General features: G+C 68.1%; 18 protein-coding genes. 8 read left to right on the forward strand and 10 right to left on the reverse strand.

The genetic code is table 11. The features are described from left to right. Positions 1–82 precede the first annotated feature (82 nt). Both OG804_RS09040 and OG804_RS09045 read left to right on the forward strand, forming a co-directional pair. Positions 83–1276 (forward strand): thiolase family protein, encoded by a 1194-nt coding sequence (locus tag OG804_RS09040; RefSeq protein ID WP_328395835.1) that lies wholly within the window; start codon positions 83–85, stop codon positions 1274–1276. Between the two features lie 32 nt (positions 1277–1308). Next, positions 1309–2070, forward strand: a complete 762-nt coding sequence (locus OG804_RS09045; RefSeq protein ID WP_328395837.1) for a 3-hydroxyacyl-CoA dehydrogenase — start codon at positions 1309–1311, stop codon at positions 2068–2070. A gap of 56 nt (positions 2071–2126) precedes the next feature. On the opposite strand, the gene OG804_RS09050 is transcribed toward OG804_RS09045, so the two are convergent. The 7 genes from OG804_RS09050 to OG804_RS09080 all read right to left on the reverse strand — a co-directional run bounded on the left by OG804_RS09050 (position 2127) and on the right by OG804_RS09080 (position 8740). Then, positions 2127–2450 (reverse strand): hypothetical protein, encoded by a 324-nt coding sequence (locus OG804_RS09050; protein ID WP_328395839.1) that lies wholly within the window; start codon positions 2448–2450, stop codon positions 2127–2129. Positions 2451–2740: 290 nt separating this feature from the next. Further along, positions 2741–3373, reverse strand: a complete 633-nt coding sequence (locus OG804_RS09055) for a TetR/AcrR family transcriptional regulator (protein ID WP_328395841.1) — start codon at positions 3371–3373, stop codon at positions 2741–2743. A gap of 58 nt (positions 3374–3431) precedes the next feature. Further along, positions 3432–4295, reverse strand: coding sequence for an enoyl-CoA hydratase-related protein (locus OG804_RS09060; RefSeq protein ID WP_328395843.1), 864 nt, complete (start codon positions 4293–4295; stop codon positions 3432–3434). A 5-nt stretch (positions 4296–4300) separates the two neighbouring features. Continuing rightward, a complete protein-coding gene (locus tag OG804_RS09065; RefSeq protein ID WP_328395845.1) occupies positions 4301–5818 on the reverse strand; it encodes a class I adenylate-forming enzyme family protein in 1518 nt (505 codons plus the stop codon). 44 nt (positions 5819–5862) lie between these two features. Further along, the gene (locus tag OG804_RS09070) at positions 5863–6726 is read right to left on the reverse strand and encodes an SDR family NAD(P)-dependent oxidoreductase (protein WP_328395847.1); all 864 of its coding nucleotides are present in this window, start codon (positions 6724–6726) and stop codon (positions 5863–5865) included. Between the two features lie 239 nt (positions 6727–6965). Continuing rightward, on the reverse strand, positions 6966–7757 hold the full coding sequence (locus OG804_RS09075) for an enoyl-CoA hydratase-related protein (protein ID WP_328395849.1): 792 nt from the start codon (positions 7755–7757) through the stop codon (positions 6966–6968). Between the two features lie 32 nt (positions 7758–7789). Next, the gene (locus OG804_RS09080; protein WP_328395851.1) at positions 7790–8740 is read right to left on the reverse strand and encodes a PDR/VanB family oxidoreductase; all 951 of its coding nucleotides are present in this window, start codon (positions 8738–8740) and stop codon (positions 7790–7792) included. Positions 8741–8889: 149 nt separating this feature from the next. Between OG804_RS09080 and OG804_RS09085 the strand changes: the two genes are divergently transcribed. The 3 genes from OG804_RS09085 to OG804_RS09095 all read left to right on the forward strand — a co-directional run bounded on the left by OG804_RS09085 (position 8890) and on the right by OG804_RS09095 (position 11288). Next, a complete protein-coding gene (locus OG804_RS09085; RefSeq protein ID WP_328395853.1) occupies positions 8890–9675 on the forward strand; it encodes an SDR family NAD(P)-dependent oxidoreductase in 786 nt (261 codons plus the stop codon). Positions 9676–9695: 20 nt separating this feature from the next. After that, positions 9696–10553, forward strand: a complete 858-nt coding sequence (locus OG804_RS09090; protein WP_328395855.1) for an alpha/beta fold hydrolase — start codon at positions 9696–9698, stop codon at positions 10551–10553. 84 nt (positions 10554–10637) lie between these two features. Further along, complete coding sequence (locus OG804_RS09095; RefSeq protein ID WP_328395857.1) at positions 10638–11288, forward strand: TetR family transcriptional regulator; 651 nt, start codon at positions 10638–10640, stop codon at positions 11286–11288. 264 nt (positions 11289–11552) lie between these two features. On the opposite strand, the gene OG804_RS09100 is transcribed toward OG804_RS09095, so the two are convergent. The 3 genes from OG804_RS09100 to OG804_RS09110 form a co-directional block, all read right to left on the reverse strand. Next, positions 11553–13046 (reverse strand): aldehyde dehydrogenase, encoded by a 1494-nt coding sequence (locus OG804_RS09100; protein WP_328395859.1) that lies wholly within the window; start codon positions 13044–13046, stop codon positions 11553–11555. Between the two features lie 12 nt (positions 13047–13058). Beyond that, the gene (locus tag OG804_RS09105) at positions 13059–13883 is read right to left on the reverse strand and encodes a mycofactocin-coupled SDR family oxidoreductase (protein ID WP_328395861.1); all 825 of its coding nucleotides are present in this window, start codon (positions 13881–13883) and stop codon (positions 13059–13061) included. A gap of 196 nt (positions 13884–14079) precedes the next feature. Beyond that, entirely contained in the window at positions 14080–15009 is a 930-nt protein-coding gene (locus OG804_RS09110; protein WP_328395863.1) for a GNAT family N-acetyltransferase, read from the reverse strand. A gap of 155 nt (positions 15010–15164) precedes the next feature. Between OG804_RS09110 and OG804_RS09115 the strand changes: the two genes are divergently transcribed. The 3 genes from OG804_RS09115 (at position 15165) to OG804_RS09125 (ending at position 18730) form a co-directional block, all read left to right on the forward strand. Then, complete coding sequence (locus OG804_RS09115; RefSeq protein ID WP_328395865.1) at positions 15165–16334, forward strand: aromatic ring-hydroxylating oxygenase subunit alpha; 1170 nt, start codon at positions 15165–15167, stop codon at positions 16332–16334. A gap of 31 nt (positions 16335–16365) precedes the next feature. Then, a complete protein-coding gene (locus OG804_RS09120; RefSeq protein ID WP_328395867.1) occupies positions 16366–17517 on the forward strand; it encodes an acyl-CoA dehydrogenase family protein in 1152 nt (383 codons plus the stop codon). Between the two features lie 313 nt (positions 17518–17830). Then, positions 17831–18730 carry an alpha/beta fold hydrolase gene (locus OG804_RS09125; RefSeq protein ID WP_328395869.1) on the forward strand — a complete coding sequence of 300 codons (900 nt, stop codon included), beginning with the start codon at positions 17831–17833 and terminating at the stop codon, positions 18728–18730. Positions 18731–18734 lie beyond the last annotated feature (4 nt).

An 18734-nucleotide genomic window follows, 5' to 3' on the forward strand; every position in this document is an offset into this window, starting at 1 on the left:
GAACTCGGCTGGTCGCCACTGGCGCCGCCGGGCTCCGAGGCATGCGGTTCGCACCGGGCCGCGGCCGATGAAAGGAACCGATATGAGCAACGCGGTCATCGTGGACGCCGTCCGCATCGCCTCCGGCAAAGGCAAGAGGGGTGGGGCGCTGTCCGGCACGCATCCGGTGGAGTTGCTCGCGCATGTACTGCGCACCCTCGTCGACCGCACCGGAATCGATCCCGCTCAGGTCGACGACGTGATCGGCGGATGCGTGCAGCAGGTCGGCGAACAGGCCCTCAACATCTCCCGGACCGCGCTGCTCTCGGCCGGTTTCCCCGATTCGGTACCGGCGACGACCATCGATCGGCAATGCGGTTCGAGCCAGCAGGCGGCGCATTTCGCGGCGCAGGGCGTGCTGGCCGGGGCCTACGACATCGTCATCGCCTGCGGCGTGGAATCGATGAGCCGGATCCCGATGGGCACCTCACCGATCGGCCAGGACGCCGCCGGGCCGGGAATCGCCGCCCGCTACCCCGAAGGTCTCGTGCACCAGGGCATTTCCGCCGAACTCATCGCGGCGAAATGGAAGCTGGACCGCGAGACCCTGGACCGGTTCTCGGCGCAATCGCACCAGCGCGCCGCCGACGCCATCGCGAAAGGGTATTTCGACCGGGAGATCGTGCCGATCGATGTCGTGGACGCGGCCGGATCGACCGTCACGCACACCGTCGACGAGACGGTCCGCGCCGCCACCAGCGCCGGTGGACTCGCCGGCCTGAATCCCTCGTTCCGCACCGACGCCTTCGCGGCGCGATTCCCCGAGGCGGACTGGCAGATCACGCCCGGCAATTCCTCGCCGCTGACCGACGGGGCGTCCGCGGTACTGATCATGAGCGAGGAGGCCGCGAACCGGCTCGGACTCACCCCGCGGGCGCGGTTCCATTCCTTCGCCGTCGCCGGCGACGACCCGGTGTTCATGCTCACCGCACCGATTCCCGCCACCCGCAAGGCGCTGGCCAAGGCCGGGCTCGGCATCGGGGATATCGACGCCTACGAGGTCAACGAGGCCTTCGCACCGGTACCGCTGGCCTGGGCCCACGAGTTCGACGCCGATCCGGCGAAACTCAACCCGCTCGGCGGCGCGATCGCACTCGGCCACGCGCTCGGATCCTCGGGCACCCGCCTGCTCACAACCCTGGTCAACCACCTGGAACGGACCGGCGGCCGATACGGCCTGCAGACGATGTGCGAGGGCGCCGGAATGGCCAACGCGACTGTCATCGAACGACTTTGACCCCGGAAATCACCTGAATCGGAGCACAACAAATGATCATCCAGGACAATGTCGCGGTCGTCACCGGCGGCGCCTCGGGCCTCGGACTGGCCACGACGAAAGCCCTGCTGGCCGAAGGCGCCCGCGTGGTGATCGTCGACCTCGCCTCCTCCTCCGGCGCGACCGTGGCCGAGGAACTCGGCAACGACGTCCGTTTCGTCCCGGCCGACGTCACCGACGAAGCGGCGGTAGCCGCGGCACTCGACGTAGCGGAATCCTTGGGACCGTTGCGGGTCGCGGTGAACTGCGCCGGCATCGGCAACGCCATCAAGACCGTGGGCAAGAACGGCGCGTTCCCGCTGGCCGATTTCACCAAGGTCATCGGCGTGAACCTGATCGGCACCTTCAATGTGCTGCGCTTGGCCGCCGAACGGATCGCGAAGAACGAACCGGTCGACGGCGAACGGGGTGTCATCGTCAACACCGCGTCGGTCGCCGCGTTCGAAGGGCAGATCGGGCAGGCCGCCTATTCCGCTTCCAAGGGCGGCGTCGTCGGCATGACCCTGCCGATCGCCCGCGACCTGGCCTCACTGCTGATCCGGGTGAACACCATCGCCCCGGGCTTGTTCAAGACGCCGCTGCTGGGTTCGTTGCCGGAGGAGGCCCAGCAGTCCCTGGGTGCGCAGGTTCCGCATCCCTCCAGGCTGGGCGAACCTGCCGAATACGGCTCCCTGGTCGCGCATATCGTCGCGAACCCGATGATCAACGGGGAGACCATCCGCCTCGACGGCGCCATCCGCATGGCCCCGCGCTGACCCGAGCCGACCGGCGCACGCGCCGGAGTCGGCCCGGGCTCATCCGCGCTCGGCCGCTATCGGACCCGCTGTCGGCCCAGCTGGTCCCGCCAGGGGCCGAGGGCTACATCGGTGGCCGCGCGGACCGCCGCCTGTCGTGACGCGGAGGTGGCGGGCTGGTCTGCGCCGTCGAGCAGAACCTGGAGCGCGCTGGTGATGGCGCCGACGAACGCACCGGTCAGCGCGGCCGCGCTGACTCGATCGAGCCGGTCGGGAAATGCCTCGGCCAAGCGCTGGGCAATTTCGCGCTGAGCCTCGGCCTGGATGTGGAGTGCCCGTCCGCGCACTGCCGGAACGGTGTGGATGAGCCGCAGGCGCAGCGCGGCGAGCGGGCTGACCATATCGTCGCACGCCGAAACAGCGCGGCGCCAGCAGGGCCGCGGCCCTGCTGGTCCCGAAGACCCGGTGGGGTCTGGCCACGCGCAACGTGGCCGCACGCCTCCTGCCCGGACGCAGCTGACCCGGCCCGCTACGAGCGAGATCACCCGCCGAGACCGATCGACGCGGGACGCACCCGCTCGCCAGAAGGTACAGCTCGGAGCTCGTATCCGCCGGCCCGGAGATCGGTGATCCGATATCCGATGCGCCATCGAACTCCGGCTCGACAGCGGACATCTCATGCTGCGATTCGTCAGATGCCGGCCCGGTCCGCAGCCTCGGGAGTCACGATCCCCGGCAGCAGAAACTTCGTCAGCATCCGGCGATGGTCGGGATCTGTATCGGTGCCGAAGTCCATCCGCCCCACCAGGATCAATTCCACCAGGGCGATCCACTGGCAGATCTCGGTATCGGTTCGATCGGCCCGGACCTCGCCCCGTTCCCGGGCCTCGTGCAGAACCGGCGCCCACATCTCCTCGGTGAGCCGGGCCGCGAGCTCGGAGCTGCCGACCAGGGCGGTGGCCAGATCCATGTGCTCGGGGCTGACGATCAGTCGCACCAACGGGTCCTTGCGACCGGTGTCCACCAGGTAGATCAGACCGTCGACGATCTGCTCGACGAAGGTCGCACGCTCGCGCAGGAAAGTCCGAGCGCGGGTGAACATGGCCCGGGCGCGGATCTCGATCAGCGCGGTGATCAGCGTGTCCCGGTCACCGAAGTAGCGGTAGACGGTCGGTCGGGAAACGTTGGCTTCCTTCGCGATATCATCCATCGTGGTCTTGGCGACGCCGTAACGTTCGAAGACGACCTCGGCGGCCGCGAGGATCTGGCGGCGCGCCTCCGCGGGGTCCTCGCTGAGGACGCTTCCGGTACGCCGTCGAGCCATCGTCGCACCCCTCCTGTCGGCAGCCCGGCCGGACGCCGGGCCTGGGGAATGGTAGCAATCAGGTCTCCGGCGCGGATTCACCGAACAGGTCGGGTAGTCCCGCGGAGACGCGATCGGGGAATTGCGGGTCGCGTTTGCCCAGGAAGGATTCGACGCCTTCCCGGGCATCGCCGGAGGCGCCCCGCAGATAGACGGCCAGTGAGTCGGCCCGGTGCGCCGCCTCGGGACTGTCCGCGCCGAGCATTCTCCACATCAACTGGCGGGTGAGCGCCACCGAGACGGGCGCGGTTCCCGAGACCAGTTCGCGGGCGAGTTCGATCCCGCGCGCCAGTATCCGGTCGGCCGGCACTATCTCACGCACCAGTCCCCGCGCACAGGCTTCGTCGACGCCGACCATCCGCCCGCCCAGCGTCCACTCCAACGCGGTCGAGATGCCGACGATACGCGGCAGGAACCACGACGAGCAGGCTTCCGGGACGATGCCGCGCCGGGTGAAGACGAAGCCGAATTTGGCGGTATCCGAGGCGATCCGGATATCCGCCGGCAATGTCATGGTGACTCCCACGCCGGCTGCCGGGCCGTTGATCGCCGCGATCACCGGCTTGGTCGCCCGGTACAGCCGCAGCGCGACACGCCCGCCCTGGTCCGCCGGTGCGCCCCCGGTATCGGGGTCGTCGCCCAGGACGAAGGTGTCGCCACCGGCGGCCAGATCGGCGCCGGCGCAGAACGCGCGCCCGCTTCCGGTCAGCACCACCGCACGCACCGTATCGTCGGCGTCGATCCGGTCCATGGCGGCGATCACCCGCTCGCACATCTCGTCGGTGAAGGCATTGAGCCGATCCGGCCGGTGCAACCGCAGAATCGCGATCTCACCGTCGCGTTCGAGCAGCACCGGCTCGTCGTGCACCGCATCCGGGGTCATGGAACTCAACGCACTTTCTCGAATCGGGTGGTGACGTCTCGGTATTCGTCGCGTATCGCGGTCTTGGAGAGCTTCCCGTTGGGCAGTCGGGGCAGCGGTTCGGACCGGATCACGACATAGCGGGGCACCTTGTAATCGGCCACCAGTCGATCGCAGTGCGCGACGACCGCCGCCGCGTCGAGCCCGCCACCGGCGGTGACGATCGCGGCCGGCGTCTCGCCGAACCGTTCGTCCGCGGCGGCGATCACCGCCACCTCGTCCACACCGTCGAGTTCGCCGATGACCCGCTCGATCTCGACCGGAGAGATGTTGATACCGCCGGTGATGATGAGGTCCTTCATGCGATCGACGAATTTCACCCGGCCGGATTCGTCGCGGGTGCCCAGGTCGCCGCTGTGCAGCCAGCCGTCGCGCAGCGCCTGTGCGGTGGATTGCGGATCGTTCCAGTAGCCGGGGGTGACCCCCGGGCCGCGCAGCACGATCTCGCCCTCCTCCCCCGGTTCGGCATCGCTGCCGTCCGGGCGGATCACCTTCAGCTCGGTGAAGATCGAGCCGCTGCCGCAGGTGCCGGGGTGGGTGAACGCCTCCGCGCGGACGGTCGCGGTCGCGACACCGCCGGCCTCGGTCATACCGTAGATCTGGCGCAGCGCTACACCCTTGTCCGCCCAGGTCTCGAGCAACGCGGGTGATACGGCCGCGCCGCCCACGATGGCGGTGCGCAGTGACGAGACATCGGTTTCGGCGAACGCGGGAGTCCGCGCGATCGCCTCGAATACCAGGGGCACCCCGAACAGGGTGTTCACCTGGTGCTCGCCGATCAGCGCGACCGCTCGTTCGGGTCGCAGTTCCTTTTCGATCACGAGGGTGTTGCCCAGCACCACCGCCATGACCAGGCCCCAGACCACGCCCGGAGTGAACACCAGCGGAAGCAGCAGCAGCGCGGTCGATCCGGGCCGCAGACCCTCTTCGGTGAGGGTGGCCTCGAAGACGATGTCCAGCAGGGTCCGGTTGGTACAGACGACGCCCTTCGACAAACCGGTCGAGCCGCTCGTGAACAACAGCGCGACCGGATCGTCGCGCTCGGTGTCGATCCGGAAGTCGTCGCGGCCACCGGCCCGCAATACCGCGAATTCTTCGAAGAAGCGCGCCTCGAAGGGTTGCCCCAGCTCGAGTGTCCGTTCGATCTGCCCGGCGAATTCGACCGGGGCGATGGTCAGCACCGCGCCGGAATCGTCGAGCACCTTGCGCAGTTCGGCAGGTTTCAACCGGGGGTTCAGCGGTACGAGCACCGCCCCCGCCTTGAGCACCCCGAGCGCCAGCACCGGCCAGACCAGCGAGTTCGGACCGAGCACGCCCACCCGCTCACCCGGCGCGATCCCGGCGTCGGCGATCCGGCGGGCCACCCGGCTCGACCAGTCCTGCAGTTCCCGGTAGGTCAGCGCCTCGTCCTCGACGATCAGTGCGCGTTGATCTCCCTTGGTATCGGCCCACCAGCGTAGGGCCGATCCGATTGTCGCAGCCATCGTTGTCCTTCTCCTGTGAACGGCGTCGGCGTTGCCCGGGCGGCTCAGGCCTCGGTGAAGCCGCGGTCCTCGTCGAACCACATCGCGACCCTGGACAGCGTGCCGCCGTCGGTGGTGGGCAGGGTGACCCCGGAGATGTAGGCGGAATCGTCGGATACCAGGAAGAGGGCCGCGCGCGCATTGTCCAGCAGCGACGGCGGACGGTTGAGCTTGAGAGGGATCGGCGAGATACCCGGCTGCCACGGACCGGCGGTCTCCTCGTAGGACTTGCCGACGACCGGAGTACCGGCCGGAGCCAGGAAGTTCGGGGACATTCCGTGGGTGGGGGCGATGGCGTTGACGCGGATGCCGCGGGCGCCGAGGTCCAGGCTCAGACCGCGCACCAGGCCGTTGACGCCGGCTTTCGTCGCCGAGTACATCGCGATGCTGTGATAGGCGGCGATCGAGGCGGCCGAGGACGTCGCGAGGATGACGCCGCCGCCGTTGGCCTCCAGCGCGGGCACCGCGGCCTGCGCCGAGTACACGACGCCGCTCAGGTTGACCCCGAGCACATGCTGCCAGTCCGCTTCGGTGAGGTCTTCGAACGCGACCTGTTCGCCTCCGGCCACCGACGGAACGCCACCGCGGGAAACCACGCCGGCATTGGCGAACATGATGTCGAGCTTGCCGAACTCCGCGACGGTCGCGGCCACGGCGTCGGTGATCTCGGCCTTGACGCTGACGTCGGCGACCACGGCGATCGCGGTCCCGCCTTGTTCACGCACCAGCTCGACAGTTCCCTTGGCCCGCTCCGGGTCGATATCGACCACGGCGATCCGGGCGCCCTCGGAGGCGAACAGCTGGGCGGATTGCCGCCCGAGGCCCGATCCGCCGCCGGTGATGATCGCGACTTTGTCCTGGAGTTTCACAGCTGAGCTCCTTTGCCCATGAAGCGACGACCGGCATCCGGCGTCAGTGATTCTTGATGATTCGAGTCGAGGTGCACCGGCAGCGGAGTCACGGTGCTGAGTCGAGGCTGCCGGATCGGACCGGTCGCCGTGTGATCCACGCTACAGACCGAGCTGTGAGACGTCAATCAAATTTTGTATTTTGATAAACAACGGATGGCGGCCACCGCGAACGACGGGCAAACCACCGACCGGCCCGGTCAGCGCCCGGTCCATCGGGGTTCCCGTTTCGCGGCGAAAGCACGCGGCCCCTCCTTCGCGTCCTCGCTCGCCATCACCACCTTCGCCGCGGCCCGGTTGACATCCCATTCCGCGGCGGACCAGCCCGTATCCGTCGCCGCACTGTCGTGCAGCACCCGTTTGCTCTGCTGGACCGATACCGGCGCGTTGGCGGCGATGACCCGGGCCAGCTTGAGGGCGACCGCGAGCGCGGTACCGGAGGCGGCGACCCGGTTGACCAAGCCGAGCTCGTAGGCACGCGCCGCGGAGATCGGCTGCCCGGTGAACGCGATCTCGGCCGCCACCTTGGCGGGCACCTGGCGGTGAATGCGCAACAGCCCGCCCGCGGCGGCGATCAGCCCGCGGCGCACTTCGGGCAACCCCAGCGCGGCGGCTTCGTCGATCACCGCGAGATCCGCGGACAATACGATCTCGGTACCGCCGCCCAGCGCGAAACCATTGACCGCCGCGATCACCGGTTTGGGGATCCAGTGCCGCACGATCCCGGCGAAATCACGGTCGCGATGCGCCGGGTCGTAGACGCTCCTGCCGGCCGCGATCTCTTTCAGATCCGCTCCGGCACAGAAGGCCCGGCCGGCGCCGGTGATCACGACCACGCGCACCTCGGGGTCGTTCGCCGCCCGGTCGAGCGCCGCCCCGGCCGCCACGGACAGCGCCGAGTTCACGGCATTGAGGGCGTCGGGCCGATTCAGCGTGACAACCGCGATATGGTCACGCACCTCGTACAGCGCGGCGGGCTCGGACTGGGACACGGTACCTCCTGGGAAATCGGGTCGAGCGACGGTCAGAGGTCGAGGACGAGACGGGGCGTGCGGCTACGGGAAACGCAGATCATCATGGCGTCGTTGGCTTCCTGCTCGTCTTCGGTGAGCACCGAATCCCGATGCTCGGGCCGACCGGCGAGCACCGCCACCTCGCACGTTCCACAGGTACCTTCCCGGCACGAGAAGTCCACGGCCGCGCCGCTGCGTTGCAGAGCGTCGAGTACGGACTCCGATTCCGCGACCTCCACCACCGCGCCGCTGCGCGCCAATTCGACCTCGAACGCACCGGCAGGCGAAGCGTCCACCTCCTTGGGCGCGAACCGTTCGACATGCAGGGCGAGGTCCGCGCGCCCGATGCACGCCGATTCGATCGCCCGCAGCAGCGGTTCGGGACCACAGCAGTACACCGCCGCGCCCGCCGCCGCGCCGTCCAGCGCCGCGTCCAGGTCGAGCAGGCCGGACTCGTCCTGCGGGCACAGCCGCACCTGCGCGGGGTACCGCGCGGCGAGCTCCGCGGCGAAGGCCATGCTCGCGCGCGACCGGCCGCCGTAGAGCAGTTGCCACGGCGCACCGTGCTCGTCGAGCTGTCGCAGCATCGGCAGCAACGGTGTGATGCCGATGCCCCCGGCGACGAACAGATGGAACGGGGCGGCGACGAGCGCGAAATTGTTGCGGGGTCCGCCGACCTCGATCAGGTCACCGGCATCCAGCTTGTCGTGCACGAACACCGATCCGCCGCGCCCGTTCGGTTCGCGCAGCACCGAGACCCGCCACGCGGTTCGGTCGGCCGGATCGCCGCACAGCGAGTACTGGCGGGTGACGTCCCCGAGCACGAGGTCGATATGGGCGCCGGGCGCCCACTCCGGGACCGCGGCACCGTCCGGATCAGCAAGCGTCACGGTGACGACTCCGTCCGCGGCCGGCTCTTTTCCGACCACCCGCATCCGGCGGGGTACCCGACTCTCGCTCATCGCCCTACCCATCCACTCGAAACACGATTCTGTAAATCTTATGCTGTTAGGTTAATGCGAGGCAAGAGCGACGTAGATCGACTACACAAGAACCACGATCTGATGGTAAATCTAATACAGTTAGCCATACGAACGATGGGAGTCCGGATATGGACACAGGCACTCCGCCGAGGGAATCGGTGCTCGACCTGTTCCGCCTGACCGGACGCGTGGTCGTGGTGACCGGGGCGGGCAGCGGTTTGGGTGCGGGCTTCGCGCGTGCCCTGGCCGAGGCGGGCGCCGATATCGTGGTGGCGGGCCGCCGGCGCGACAAACTCGAACTGGTCGCGGCGACCGTCACCGAATTGGGTCGACGGTGCCTGGCGGTCCCCACCGATATCACCGACCCCGACCAGTGCGACACCCTGGCGCGTTCGACGATCGACGAATTCGGCCGGCTCGACATCCTGGTCAACAATGCCGGGGTCACCCACGCCGCACCCGCGACCCGGGAACGCCCCGAGGACTACCGGAACGTGGTCGAGGTCAATCTGTTCGGCGCCTACTGGACGGCCCAGGCGTGCGCCCGGGTGATGGCACCGGGATCGAGCATCGTCAATGTCGCGAGCATGCTGGGGCTGATCAAATCGGTGCTGCCACAGGCCGCCTACGCATCCAGCAAGGCGGGCCTGATCGGATTGACGCGGGATCTCTCGCACCAGTGGTCCGGACGAAAAGGCATCCGCGTCAACGCGATAGCCCCGGGGTTCGTCGACACCGACATGATCGGCGAGATGCACGGCGACACCCTGGACGAATTCCTGCGCGGATGCTCCCTCGGCCGCACCGCCACCCAGCGCGAAATCGATGCGGCCGTGGTGTTCCTGGCCAGTGCCGCATCGGGGTACATCACCGGGTCGACCCTCGCGGTCGACGGTGGAACATCCGGCCACTGAGCCCACCAAGGAGATCTGAGATGACCGGCACCAGCACCGTCGTGCAGCTACCGGGCGCGGGAGTCACCCTCGTCGCGGACCGTTTCGAACCCGCGAACGACGATCGCGGCACCGTGCTGTTACTGCACGGCGGCGGCCAGACCCGGCATTCCTGGCGGCGCACCGGCATTCATCTCGCCGACCACGGCTGGCACGCCCTGGCCGTGGACGCCCGTGGGCACGGCGACAGCGAGTGGGCGGCGGACGGCGACTATTCCCTGGCCGCCCACGCCCGGGATCTCATCGCACTCGTCGCCGAGCTGGATCGAGCGCCCGTACTGGTCGGCGCGTCGATGGGCGGGATGGCGAGTCTCCTCGCCCAGGGCGCACATCCGGACCTCGCGCGCGCCCTCGTGCTGGTCGATATCACCCCACGGGCCGAGCGTGCGGGCGTCGACCGGGTCACCGCGTTCATGCGCGAGGGCCTGTCCGGTTTCGACACGCTCGACGAGGCGGCCGCGGCCGTCGCCGCCTACAACCCGCACCGGCGGCGACCGCCTCGTCCCGACGGGCTGCGCAAGAATCTCCGGCTGCGCGAAGGTCGCTGGTACTGGCACTGGGATCCACGGATGATCAGCCACCGCGACAACGCCCCCGACCGGGCCGCGCACCGTGAGCATCGAGCGCGTGCCGCGGCACAGCGGATCACCGTGCCCACGCTGCTGATCCAGGGAACGCAATCCGATGTCGTGGGATCCGACGGCGTACGCGACCTGCTCGACCTGATCCCGCACGCACGTCATATCGCGGTCGACGGCGCCGGGCACATGGTCAGCGGCGATGACAACGACGTGCTGACCGACGGCCTGCTCGGATTCCTCGACGAGACAGTGGCGTAGCCCGGCGCCCGACCGGCCACACGTTACGATCAGCCTCACGACGCTAGGTAAATCTCCTGGCGCGACCCGAGTGGAAAGCCCGATATGCCCCGACCGTCGCAACCTCTGATAAGCCGCTCCTCGGTGGTGGCGGCCTCCATCGAGATCATCGACTCCGAGGGTCTGGACGCATTCAGCCTCCCGAAACTCGCCAAACATCTGGGTGTGCGCGCGCCCTCGCTGTACCACCATTTCACGGACAAGTCGGAGATCCTGGCCGCGGTGGCCCGCCAGATAGCCGGTGCGGGCACCATCCCCCGCCGCAAACCCGGCCCGGACTGGCCCGAGTTCTTCGTCGCTCTCGCGCTGAACTTCCGCCGCTCGATTCTGCGGCACCGCAACGCCGCGCCGATCCTGCTGCAGTACCTGCCGCGCGACCTGCTGATCAGCACCTATGAGGAAACCGCCCGCTTCCTGGCGGATTCGGGTGTGCCCTCCCACCTGCACGTCCAGATCCTCGACGGGATGGAGCGGCTCACGCTCGGCGCCGCGCTCACCGAAGCGATGCGCGGGCCCAGTACCCGCACGACGATCTTCCCCAACGTGGACGCGGCGTCACAGCCCGTGCTCGCCGAGGCGCTGGCGGACAACACGATGACCTCGAAGCAGCTGTTCGAGGAGATGGTGCGCAGCTTCCTGCACGGTGTGGTGCGGAATGCGGACGCGACCGTGGACGCGGCGGTCGTCATCGCCTGAGAACGTATCGGGTGATCCGGTGCGGTACTGACGTGTCGCTCACGCTGTTCCGGATCACGACCCACGATGCCAGGCGGAAGTCGACCGAGCTGTACTTCGCACGGGACATCGACCGGGCCGACGAAGGCTCCGGCGCGACCCCGGCTGATCGGAAGACCTGACACGGAGTCCGGCAGGCACCTGCGCGTCGGTTGTTCGAGGACGACTCGTGGCCGGTACGAGATCAAGGCGAACTCGTGCCGGCCACGGCCGCGTCGGTCTCGGCTATTGCGCCGGGGCGGGCATGTGCACGGTCTTCGTCTCGAAGAACTCCGCGAGACCCTCGACTCCGCCCTCGCGCCCCATACCGGACTGCTTGTATCCGCCGAACGGCAGGGTGAAATCGATGACCGAACCGTTGACGCTCACGGTGCCGGTCCGGATCCGCTGGGCCAGCGCGTAACCGCGGTCCACGTCCTCGGTGTACACCGCGCCGGAGAGGCCGTAGATGGAATCGTTGGCGATCGCCACCGCGTCGTCCTCGTCCTCGTAGGTGATGAGCGAGATGACGGGACCGAACACCTCTTCCCGGGCGATGCGCATATCGTTGCGCACTCCGTCGATCAGGGTCGGGGCGACGAAGTACCCCTGGGTCAGTTCGTCCGGGCGGCCGCCTCCGGTGAGGACGGTGGCCCCGTCCCGCACGGCGGCGTCGATATAGCCCTGCACACGTTCGTAATGACGCTGCCCGGCAAGGGGGCCGAGAAAGTTCTCCGGCGCCCACGGGTTGCCCATCGGCAGTGCCGAATAGGCGGCGGTAAGCGCGGCCGCGACCTCGTCGTGGCGCGCTCGTGAGACCAGTACCCGGGTCAGCGCGATACACGCCTGTCCCGACTGCATGCAGCCGCCCATCGGCAATGACTGCAGAACATGGTCCAGGTCCGCGTCGTCGAGGATTATCGCCGCGGATTTCCCGCCCAGTTCCAGGGACACTCGCGCGATCCGCGCACCGGCCAGTGCCGCGATCCGCCGTCCGGCGGCGGTGGACCCGGTGAAAGTGATGTGATCGACGCCGGGGTTGGTAACCAGGCTCTCCGAGACCTCCCGGTCGGCGATCAGCACGCTGACCACGCCTTCGGGGATCTTGCCCGCGGCCACGAGTTCGGCGATCACATCGGCGAACACGGCCGGGGACAACGGCGCGTCGGGCGCGCCCTTGAGGATGACCGAGCACCCCGCCGCGAGCGCGGGCGCGACCTTGAACGCGATGGTTCCGATCGGCCCGTTCCAGGGAATGATCGCGGCGACGACCCCGGTGGGCTCCGCGAGAATGCGCGATACCCCGCCGTCGGCGCGAGTCCGGTCCTCGCGCGGTGTGAAGTCGCGCGCCTCCGCCGCGACCGCGCGGAAAAGGCCGACGCTCATCTGCTGGGTCCCGGCGCTCACCGTGATCGGGACGCCCACTTCGAGCACTCCGATGGTGGTGAGATCGTCGAGTCGCCGCTCGAGCAGGGTGGCGATCTCGTCGATCACCTCGGCCCGCTCCGACATGGATTTACCGGACCAGACACCGGAGTCGAAGGACCGGCGGGCGGCGTCCACCGCGCGTTCGACGTCCTGAGTTGTGGCACTGCGGATCCGGGCGGCCGTCTGTTCGCTCCACGGGTCGACGAGTTCGATCCACTCGTCGCCGGTCGAATCGACCCAGCGGCCGCCGATGAAGACCTGTGCGCGGTCGGCGACCGGTGGCGCCGAGGCAAGGGTGTCTGTAATGGTCATATCGGGCCTTCCTCAGCGGTTGTTGTAGCCGGCGTCGACCGGGAGGGTGACGCCGGTGATGTAGCGGGCCTCGTCGGAAGCGAGGAATACCAGCGCGTTGCTGATATCGATGGCCTCGATCAACTCGACCGGCATCGGGTTCTTGTACGCGTCGTCGTTGGCGACTTCGGGGTGCGCGTTGACGAACGCCCCGTACTCGGCATTGGCCACCATCGGGGTGTTGACGCCGGTCGGGTGAATGGTGTTGACGCGGATGAAATGCTTGGCGAGCTGCTTCGAGTACAGCCGCATGAGACCGACGACTCCGTGCTTGGCGGCGGAGTATCCGGCCTGCCCCGGAAAGGTGCTCAACCCGATACTGCGCAGTCCGGCGGCCGAGCTGGTGATCGCGATCGAACCGCCTTCGCCGCGTTCGATCATGCCGGGCACGGTCACTTCCAGCGCGTGCCAGACACCGGTGAGCATGGTGTCGACCGCGTCGTGCCACGCCTGGGGCTCGCTGCCCTGGTCGAGCACCGGCATGATGCCGGCATTCGGCACGACGATGTCGACGTGGCCGAATTGTTCGATGCCCGCGTCGTAGGCCCGCTGCACGTCGACGCGATCGCGGACGTCGCCGATGGTGGTGACGATCTGCCCGCCGGCCTCCTTGACCAGCCGGACGGTCTCGGCGAGGTCCTCCTCGGTGGCCATCGGGTAGAAGACCGAGGGGATCTGGGCACAGATATCCATGCCGATGATCGCCGCGCCTTCTTCCGCGAGGCGGACGGCGTGCGACCGTCCCTGCCCACGCGCCACACCGGTGATGAACGCGACCTTGCCTTCGAGACGCTTCATGAATTTCTCTCTCTCGCTGTGCTTTTCGATTTCCGGCCGACCGGACGGGGTGCAGTTCCGAATCGGGCCGCCGTCCGGTCCGCGGTGACGACCGCGGAAGCGGGAAGTGTGTGTGCCGAGTGGCTGTGAGTGGCGTCACAACACGGTACTGCGGGATAACGAGCTGGTCAACATAAAACAAGAAACGTTCTTTATCTCATGTAGCACCGACGCCGTATCGAACATGGGCGTCCTCCTGCTCGAACCACTGCAATCGCCACATCCGGACATCTCGCTCATCGCGAGGATCGATTTGCACGAGCGCCAGCTGGGCACCGGCGGCGCGCATCTCCCCCAGCGCGCGTCCCAGCAGTGCCGACCCCAGATCCCCGTCCGCGGCTCGTTCCGCGACGGCGACACCGCCGATCCAGGCCGCCCGGAATTCGGCGTGTGCCACCAACTCGGTATCGAATCGGATCGCCCCCACCGCACCCTGCGAGTCCCGCACGGCGATCACCCGGCCCTGCCCGTGCAGCGACTCACCGTCGGATGCGGGCGACACCGCCGCGGACTCGGCGACCTCGTCGCCGGGGCGGACCGGAACAGACTCGGGGACCGCCCGGCCGGGGTCCACCTCGGCGAGCGGCACCGCCCACGGTCCGGACAGATGCCGGACCAGAGTCCAGCGCCGTTCGACCACCGAGATGCCGAATCGCGTCGCGAGCCGCTCGGCCGCGGGATGACTGCCGTACGCCCAGGCACGCAGCGCACGCGCGCCGGTTCCCGCCCAGCCGCCGGCCGGGGAGGTGTCCAGGCCCAGCTCTTCGACGAGGAGGGTGGCGATGCCCCGCGATCGGTAGTCCGGGTGCACCACGAAACGCACGGTGCCGAGACCTTCCGCGTCGACCACCAGATTCAGGTAGGCGACCGTCACCCAGGGAGCGTCGGCGCGGATGCTCAGATCCCGCCGGGCCCGGATCGGCAGATGCGCGACCCGGACCGGATCGTCGGATCGTTCGCCGACCGCATGCGGATCGATCGTCGAGAATCCGGCCTCGGCGTCGTAGCCGGCCGCCGCGCGCACCAGCGCCAGCACCTGCGCGCGCTCGTCCTCGTCCAGTGCGGCGCGCCATCGGTAAGAGATCATCCGTACTCCTCAGCGAGCGGAATCGGTGGCTAAATCTAACGGTAGTCGGTTTCCGGAGACAAGACCCGGGCTTTACAGCTAAAACTAACTCATTTAGATTTAGGCAATGATCGCGCGGCGGTGACACCGCCGCGCACGAGAATGGAGGTAACCCGATGACCGAGGTCGGAGCACCCCGCGAGGAACGCATTCGCCGCACGCTCGAGCATCTGCGCAACGACACCACCGACGAGTTCGAACACACCACCTGGTTCCGGCCGGAGGAGTTCACCGATACCGCGATCGCCAAGCGCGAACGCGATCTGGTCTTCGGCCGGGTGCCCAGCATCGTCGCGCACGGATCCGAGATCCCACGGGCCGGCGACTTCTTCACCCTGCAGTTGCCGCGGAACAACGTGATCGTGGTCCGCCAGCGCGACGGGGGCGTGAAAACGCTCGTCAACCTGTGCCGGCATCGCGGAGCCATGGTCGAGAAGGAGGAAAAGGGGCGGTGCCGCCTCTTCTCCTGCCCGTACCACCGGTGGTCCTACGACACCGACGGCAGCCTGCGCACCATCACCCGCGACAACACCTTCGGCGAAGCCGAACGGGAGCAGATGGGCCTGATCGCACTACCCACCGAGGAGCGGCACGGCTTCATCTGGGTGGTCGACGACGCCGACGCCGAGATCGATGTCGCGGCCTGGCTGGGCCCGGAGATGGACGCGGTCCTCGCCTCCTACGACCTTTCCGCACTGGTCACCGTCCGGTCCGAGGGTTTCGACGAGCCGGTGAACTGGAAGATCATGCAGGATGCCTTCCTGGACGGCTACCACATCCAGTACGCGCATCCCAACACCGCCGCCAAGCACATCCACACCAATGTGCTGGCATTCGACGATTTCGGCCGGCACTGCCGCTTCATCGCGCCGCGCAAGTCGATCGACCGGTGGATCGAGGAGGACCCGGGCGACACCAGCCTGGCCGGCCATGTCACCGAAACCCATTTCCTGCTGCCCAACAGCACACTGCTGCGCCAACCTGACCATTTCCAGTTGCTCACCTTCCGGCCCCATCCGACCGACCCGCAGCGCAGCCGGATGGAGATGCGGTTGATCGTGCCCAAGGTCGAGGACACCGAGATGACCGAGGAACGCTGGACCCGGATCTGGGACAAGAACTGGGAGATCCTGCTGGCCGTCCTGCACGCCGAGGATTTCCCGCTGCTGCGCGACTCCCAGGTGAGTATGGCCAGCGCGAACGCCGGACGGATGATCCTGGGCCGCAACGAGGTGGCCAACCAGGTGTTCCGCCGCGGCGTGCAAACACTTCTCGCCCAGCCCTGAGCCGGGCCACCCGAACCAAGGAGTACCGACAGTGGAGAGCGATCTCTTCGACAACGACCACGAACTGTTCCGCGCCTCGGTGCGTGGATTCGTCGACAAGCACGTCGTGCCGAATATGGAGAAGTGGGACGCGCAGCGGCTGATCGACCGGGATATCTGGCTCGCGGCCGGCCGCCAGGGCCTGCTGGGACTGTCCGTCCCCGAGGAGTTCGGCGGTCCCGCCGAAACCGATTACCGGTATCGGGTGATCATCCAGGAGGAGATCGCCCGGGCCGGCGCCTCGGCGCTGCAGTCCGGCTTCTCGACCAACGACGACATCGTGCTGAACTACCTGCTCCGGCACGCCGACGACGAGCAGCGCCGCCGCTGGCTGCCCGGTTTCGTCACCGGCGCGACGATCGGCGCGATCGCGATGAGCGAACCCGGCGCGGGCAGCGATCTGCGCGCGATCACCACCACCGCGGTCCGCGACGGCGACGACTGGATCATCAACGGCGCCAAAACGTTCATCACCAGTGGCATCCTCGCGGATCTGGTGATCGTCTTCGCCAAGACCGACCCCGACGCCGGGTCGAAGGGGTTCAGCCTGGTCGTGGTCGAGGACGGTACTCCCGGTTTCAGCCGCGGCCGCAAGCTCGACAAGGTGGGCCTGCACGCTCAGGACACCGCCGAACTGTTCTTCGACAATGTCCGCGTGCCCGCCGCGAACCTGCTCGGGGACCGCGGCGCCGGATTCGCCTACCTGATGCGGTCGCTGCCCCTGGAGCGACTCGGGATCGGCATCGCGGCGCAGGTCTCCGCCGAGGCGGTATTCACCTGGACCATGGACTACGTGCGCGAGCGCAGCGCGTTCGGCAAGCGGATCGGCGAATTCCAAGGTATGGGTTTCGATCTCGCGGAACTGCGGACCGCTATCGAAGTGTCCCGGGCCTATCTCGACCGATGCGTCCGGGCGCACAATGCGGGCACGCTGACCGCGGTGGACGCCGCCAAGGCGAAGCTGTGGGCCACCGAATTACAGGGCCGAGTCATCGACTCCGGCGTCCAGTACCACGGCGGCTACGGGTACATGATGGAGTACCCGGTAGCCAGAGCCTACCTGGATCACCGGATCCAGCGGATCTACGGCGGCACCAACGAGATCATGAAAGAGATCATCCACCGCGACCTCCTGAAGGCCTGAAACCCTTACTGCACGAGCAGTTCCGCCAGCCGAGACCGGATTCGCCGGGCCCGGGCCACCACCGGCTGTTCGCCGGCGACCCGGTTCCGGCCGGGGAGGCGCGCGGGCCGGAGCCGGGTCCGTCGCCGGTGTTGCACAACCCGGGTCCGCACCAGCGCGTCGATTTCGCTGTCATTCCTCCCGAACACCCGGCGCAGCCTCCCGGGTGTGCTCACCCGCGATGGGAGTCTGCCGGGCCGACGCTCTCCGTGAAGACGCTCCCGCTCGGTCCGCGGACCGGGCACCGCGAGACGATGTGCCGTAGCGTTTCACCATGCAGGCCGATACACCGTCCGGGGGTCGCACCGGCACCCGGTTGACATCGTTCGTCAACGACGGACTCACCTTCGATGTGATCGACGAGGGTCCACTCGACGGCATCCCGATCGTGCTGTTGCACGGATTTCCGCAGACGGCCGCGCAATGGTCGCGGCTCACCCCGTTCCTGCACGAACGCGGCTACCGCACCCTCGCTCCCGACCAGCGCGGCTACTCGCCCGGCGCCCGGCCCGACGGGCGTTTCGCCTACCGGATCAGCGCACTGGTCGGTGATACCGCGGCGCTGATCACAGCGCTGGGCGGCGAACCCGTGCATCTCGTCGGGCACGATTGGGGGTCGACCGTCGCCTGGAGCACCGCCGCCCGGCACCCGCAGCTGGTCCGCACGCTGACCTCGATCTCGGTACCGCATCCGATGGCTTTCGCGCGTTCCCTGGTGAGCAGTAGCCAAGCCCTGCGCACCTGCTATATGGCGCTGTTCCAGGTGCCGTGGATCCCCGAGGTGGTGCTTTCCGCGGCTTTTCGCGCGGCGGGTTCGGCCGGCGACACGAGCCTGCGCCGCCGTGCTGCCGCCCTGTCGGGTCTCGACGAGGAGCAGTTGGCTCGGTTGCGCCGCGATATCGTCGACGGCGGCGCCTTGCACTACGCCCTGAACTGGTACCGGGCGATACCGATCGTCGACCGGCGGCGAGCCGGTCAGAAGGTCAGCGCGCCGACCACGCACGTATCCAGCACCCGGGATGTTTTCATCGCACGACGCGGCGCCGAGCTGACCGCCGAATACGTGACCGGCCCGTTCGACCACGAAATCCTCGACGCGACCCACTGGGTTCCCGAGGAACGCCCGGCCGAGTTGGCCGCGATCATTCTCGCGCGCACCCGCGCAGCCGGATGAGGCG

The sequence above is a fragment of the Nocardia sp. NBC_00416 genome, assembly GCF_036032445.1.
Lineage (GTDB): Bacteria > Actinomycetota > Actinomycetes > Mycobacteriales > Mycobacteriaceae > Nocardia.

What these genes read in the sequence shown, in the direction of transcription:
- OG804_RS09040 (WP_328395835.1), top strand. Translation starts at nt 83, where the DNA reads ATGAGCAACGCGGTCATCGTGGACGCCGTCCGCATCGCCTCCGGCAAA.
- OG804_RS09045 (WP_328395837.1), top strand. Translation starts at nt 1,309, where the DNA reads ATGATCATCCAGGACAATGTCGCGGTCGTCACCGGCGGCGCCTCGGGC.
- OG804_RS09050 (WP_328395839.1), bottom strand. Translation starts at nt 2,450, where the DNA reads ATGGTCAGCCCGCTCGCCGCGCTGCGCCTGCGGCTCATCCACACCGTT.
- OG804_RS09055 (WP_328395841.1), bottom strand. Translation starts at nt 3,373, where the DNA reads ATGGCTCGACGGCGTACCGGAAGCGTCCTCAGCGAGGACCCCGCGGAG.
- OG804_RS09060 (WP_328395843.1), bottom strand. Translation starts at nt 4,295, where the DNA reads ATGACCCCGGATGCGGTGCACGACGAGCCGGTGCTGCTCGAACGCGAC.
- OG804_RS09065 (WP_328395845.1), bottom strand. Translation starts at nt 5,818, where the DNA reads ATGGCTGCGACAATCGGATCGGCCCTACGCTGGTGGGCCGATACCAAG.
- OG804_RS09080 (WP_328395851.1), bottom strand. Translation starts at nt 8,740, where the DNA reads ATGAGCGAGAGTCGGGTACCCCGCCGGATGCGGGTGGTCGGAAAAGAG.
- OG804_RS09085 (WP_328395853.1), top strand. Translation starts at nt 8,890, where the DNA reads ATGGACACAGGCACTCCGCCGAGGGAATCGGTGCTCGACCTGTTCCGC.
- OG804_RS09090 (WP_328395855.1), top strand. Translation starts at nt 9,696, where the DNA reads ATGACCGGCACCAGCACCGTCGTGCAGCTACCGGGCGCGGGAGTCACC.
- OG804_RS09095 (WP_328395857.1), top strand. Translation starts at nt 10,638, where the DNA reads ATGCCCCGACCGTCGCAACCTCTGATAAGCCGCTCCTCGGTGGTGGCG.
- OG804_RS09100 (WP_328395859.1), bottom strand. Translation starts at nt 13,046, where the DNA reads ATGACCATTACAGACACCCTTGCCTCGGCGCCACCGGTCGCCGACCGC.
- OG804_RS09105 (WP_328395861.1), bottom strand. Translation starts at nt 13,883, where the DNA reads ATGAAGCGTCTCGAAGGCAAGGTCGCGTTCATCACCGGTGTGGCGCGT.
- OG804_RS09110 (WP_328395863.1), bottom strand. Translation starts at nt 15,009, where the DNA reads ATGATCTCTTACCGATGGCGCGCCGCACTGGACGAGGACGAGCGCGCG.
- OG804_RS09115 (WP_328395865.1), top strand. Translation starts at nt 15,165, where the DNA reads ATGACCGAGGTCGGAGCACCCCGCGAGGAACGCATTCGCCGCACGCTC.
- OG804_RS09125 (WP_328395869.1), top strand. Translation starts at nt 17,831, where the DNA reads ATGCAGGCCGATACACCGTCCGGGGGTCGCACCGGCACCCGGTTGACA.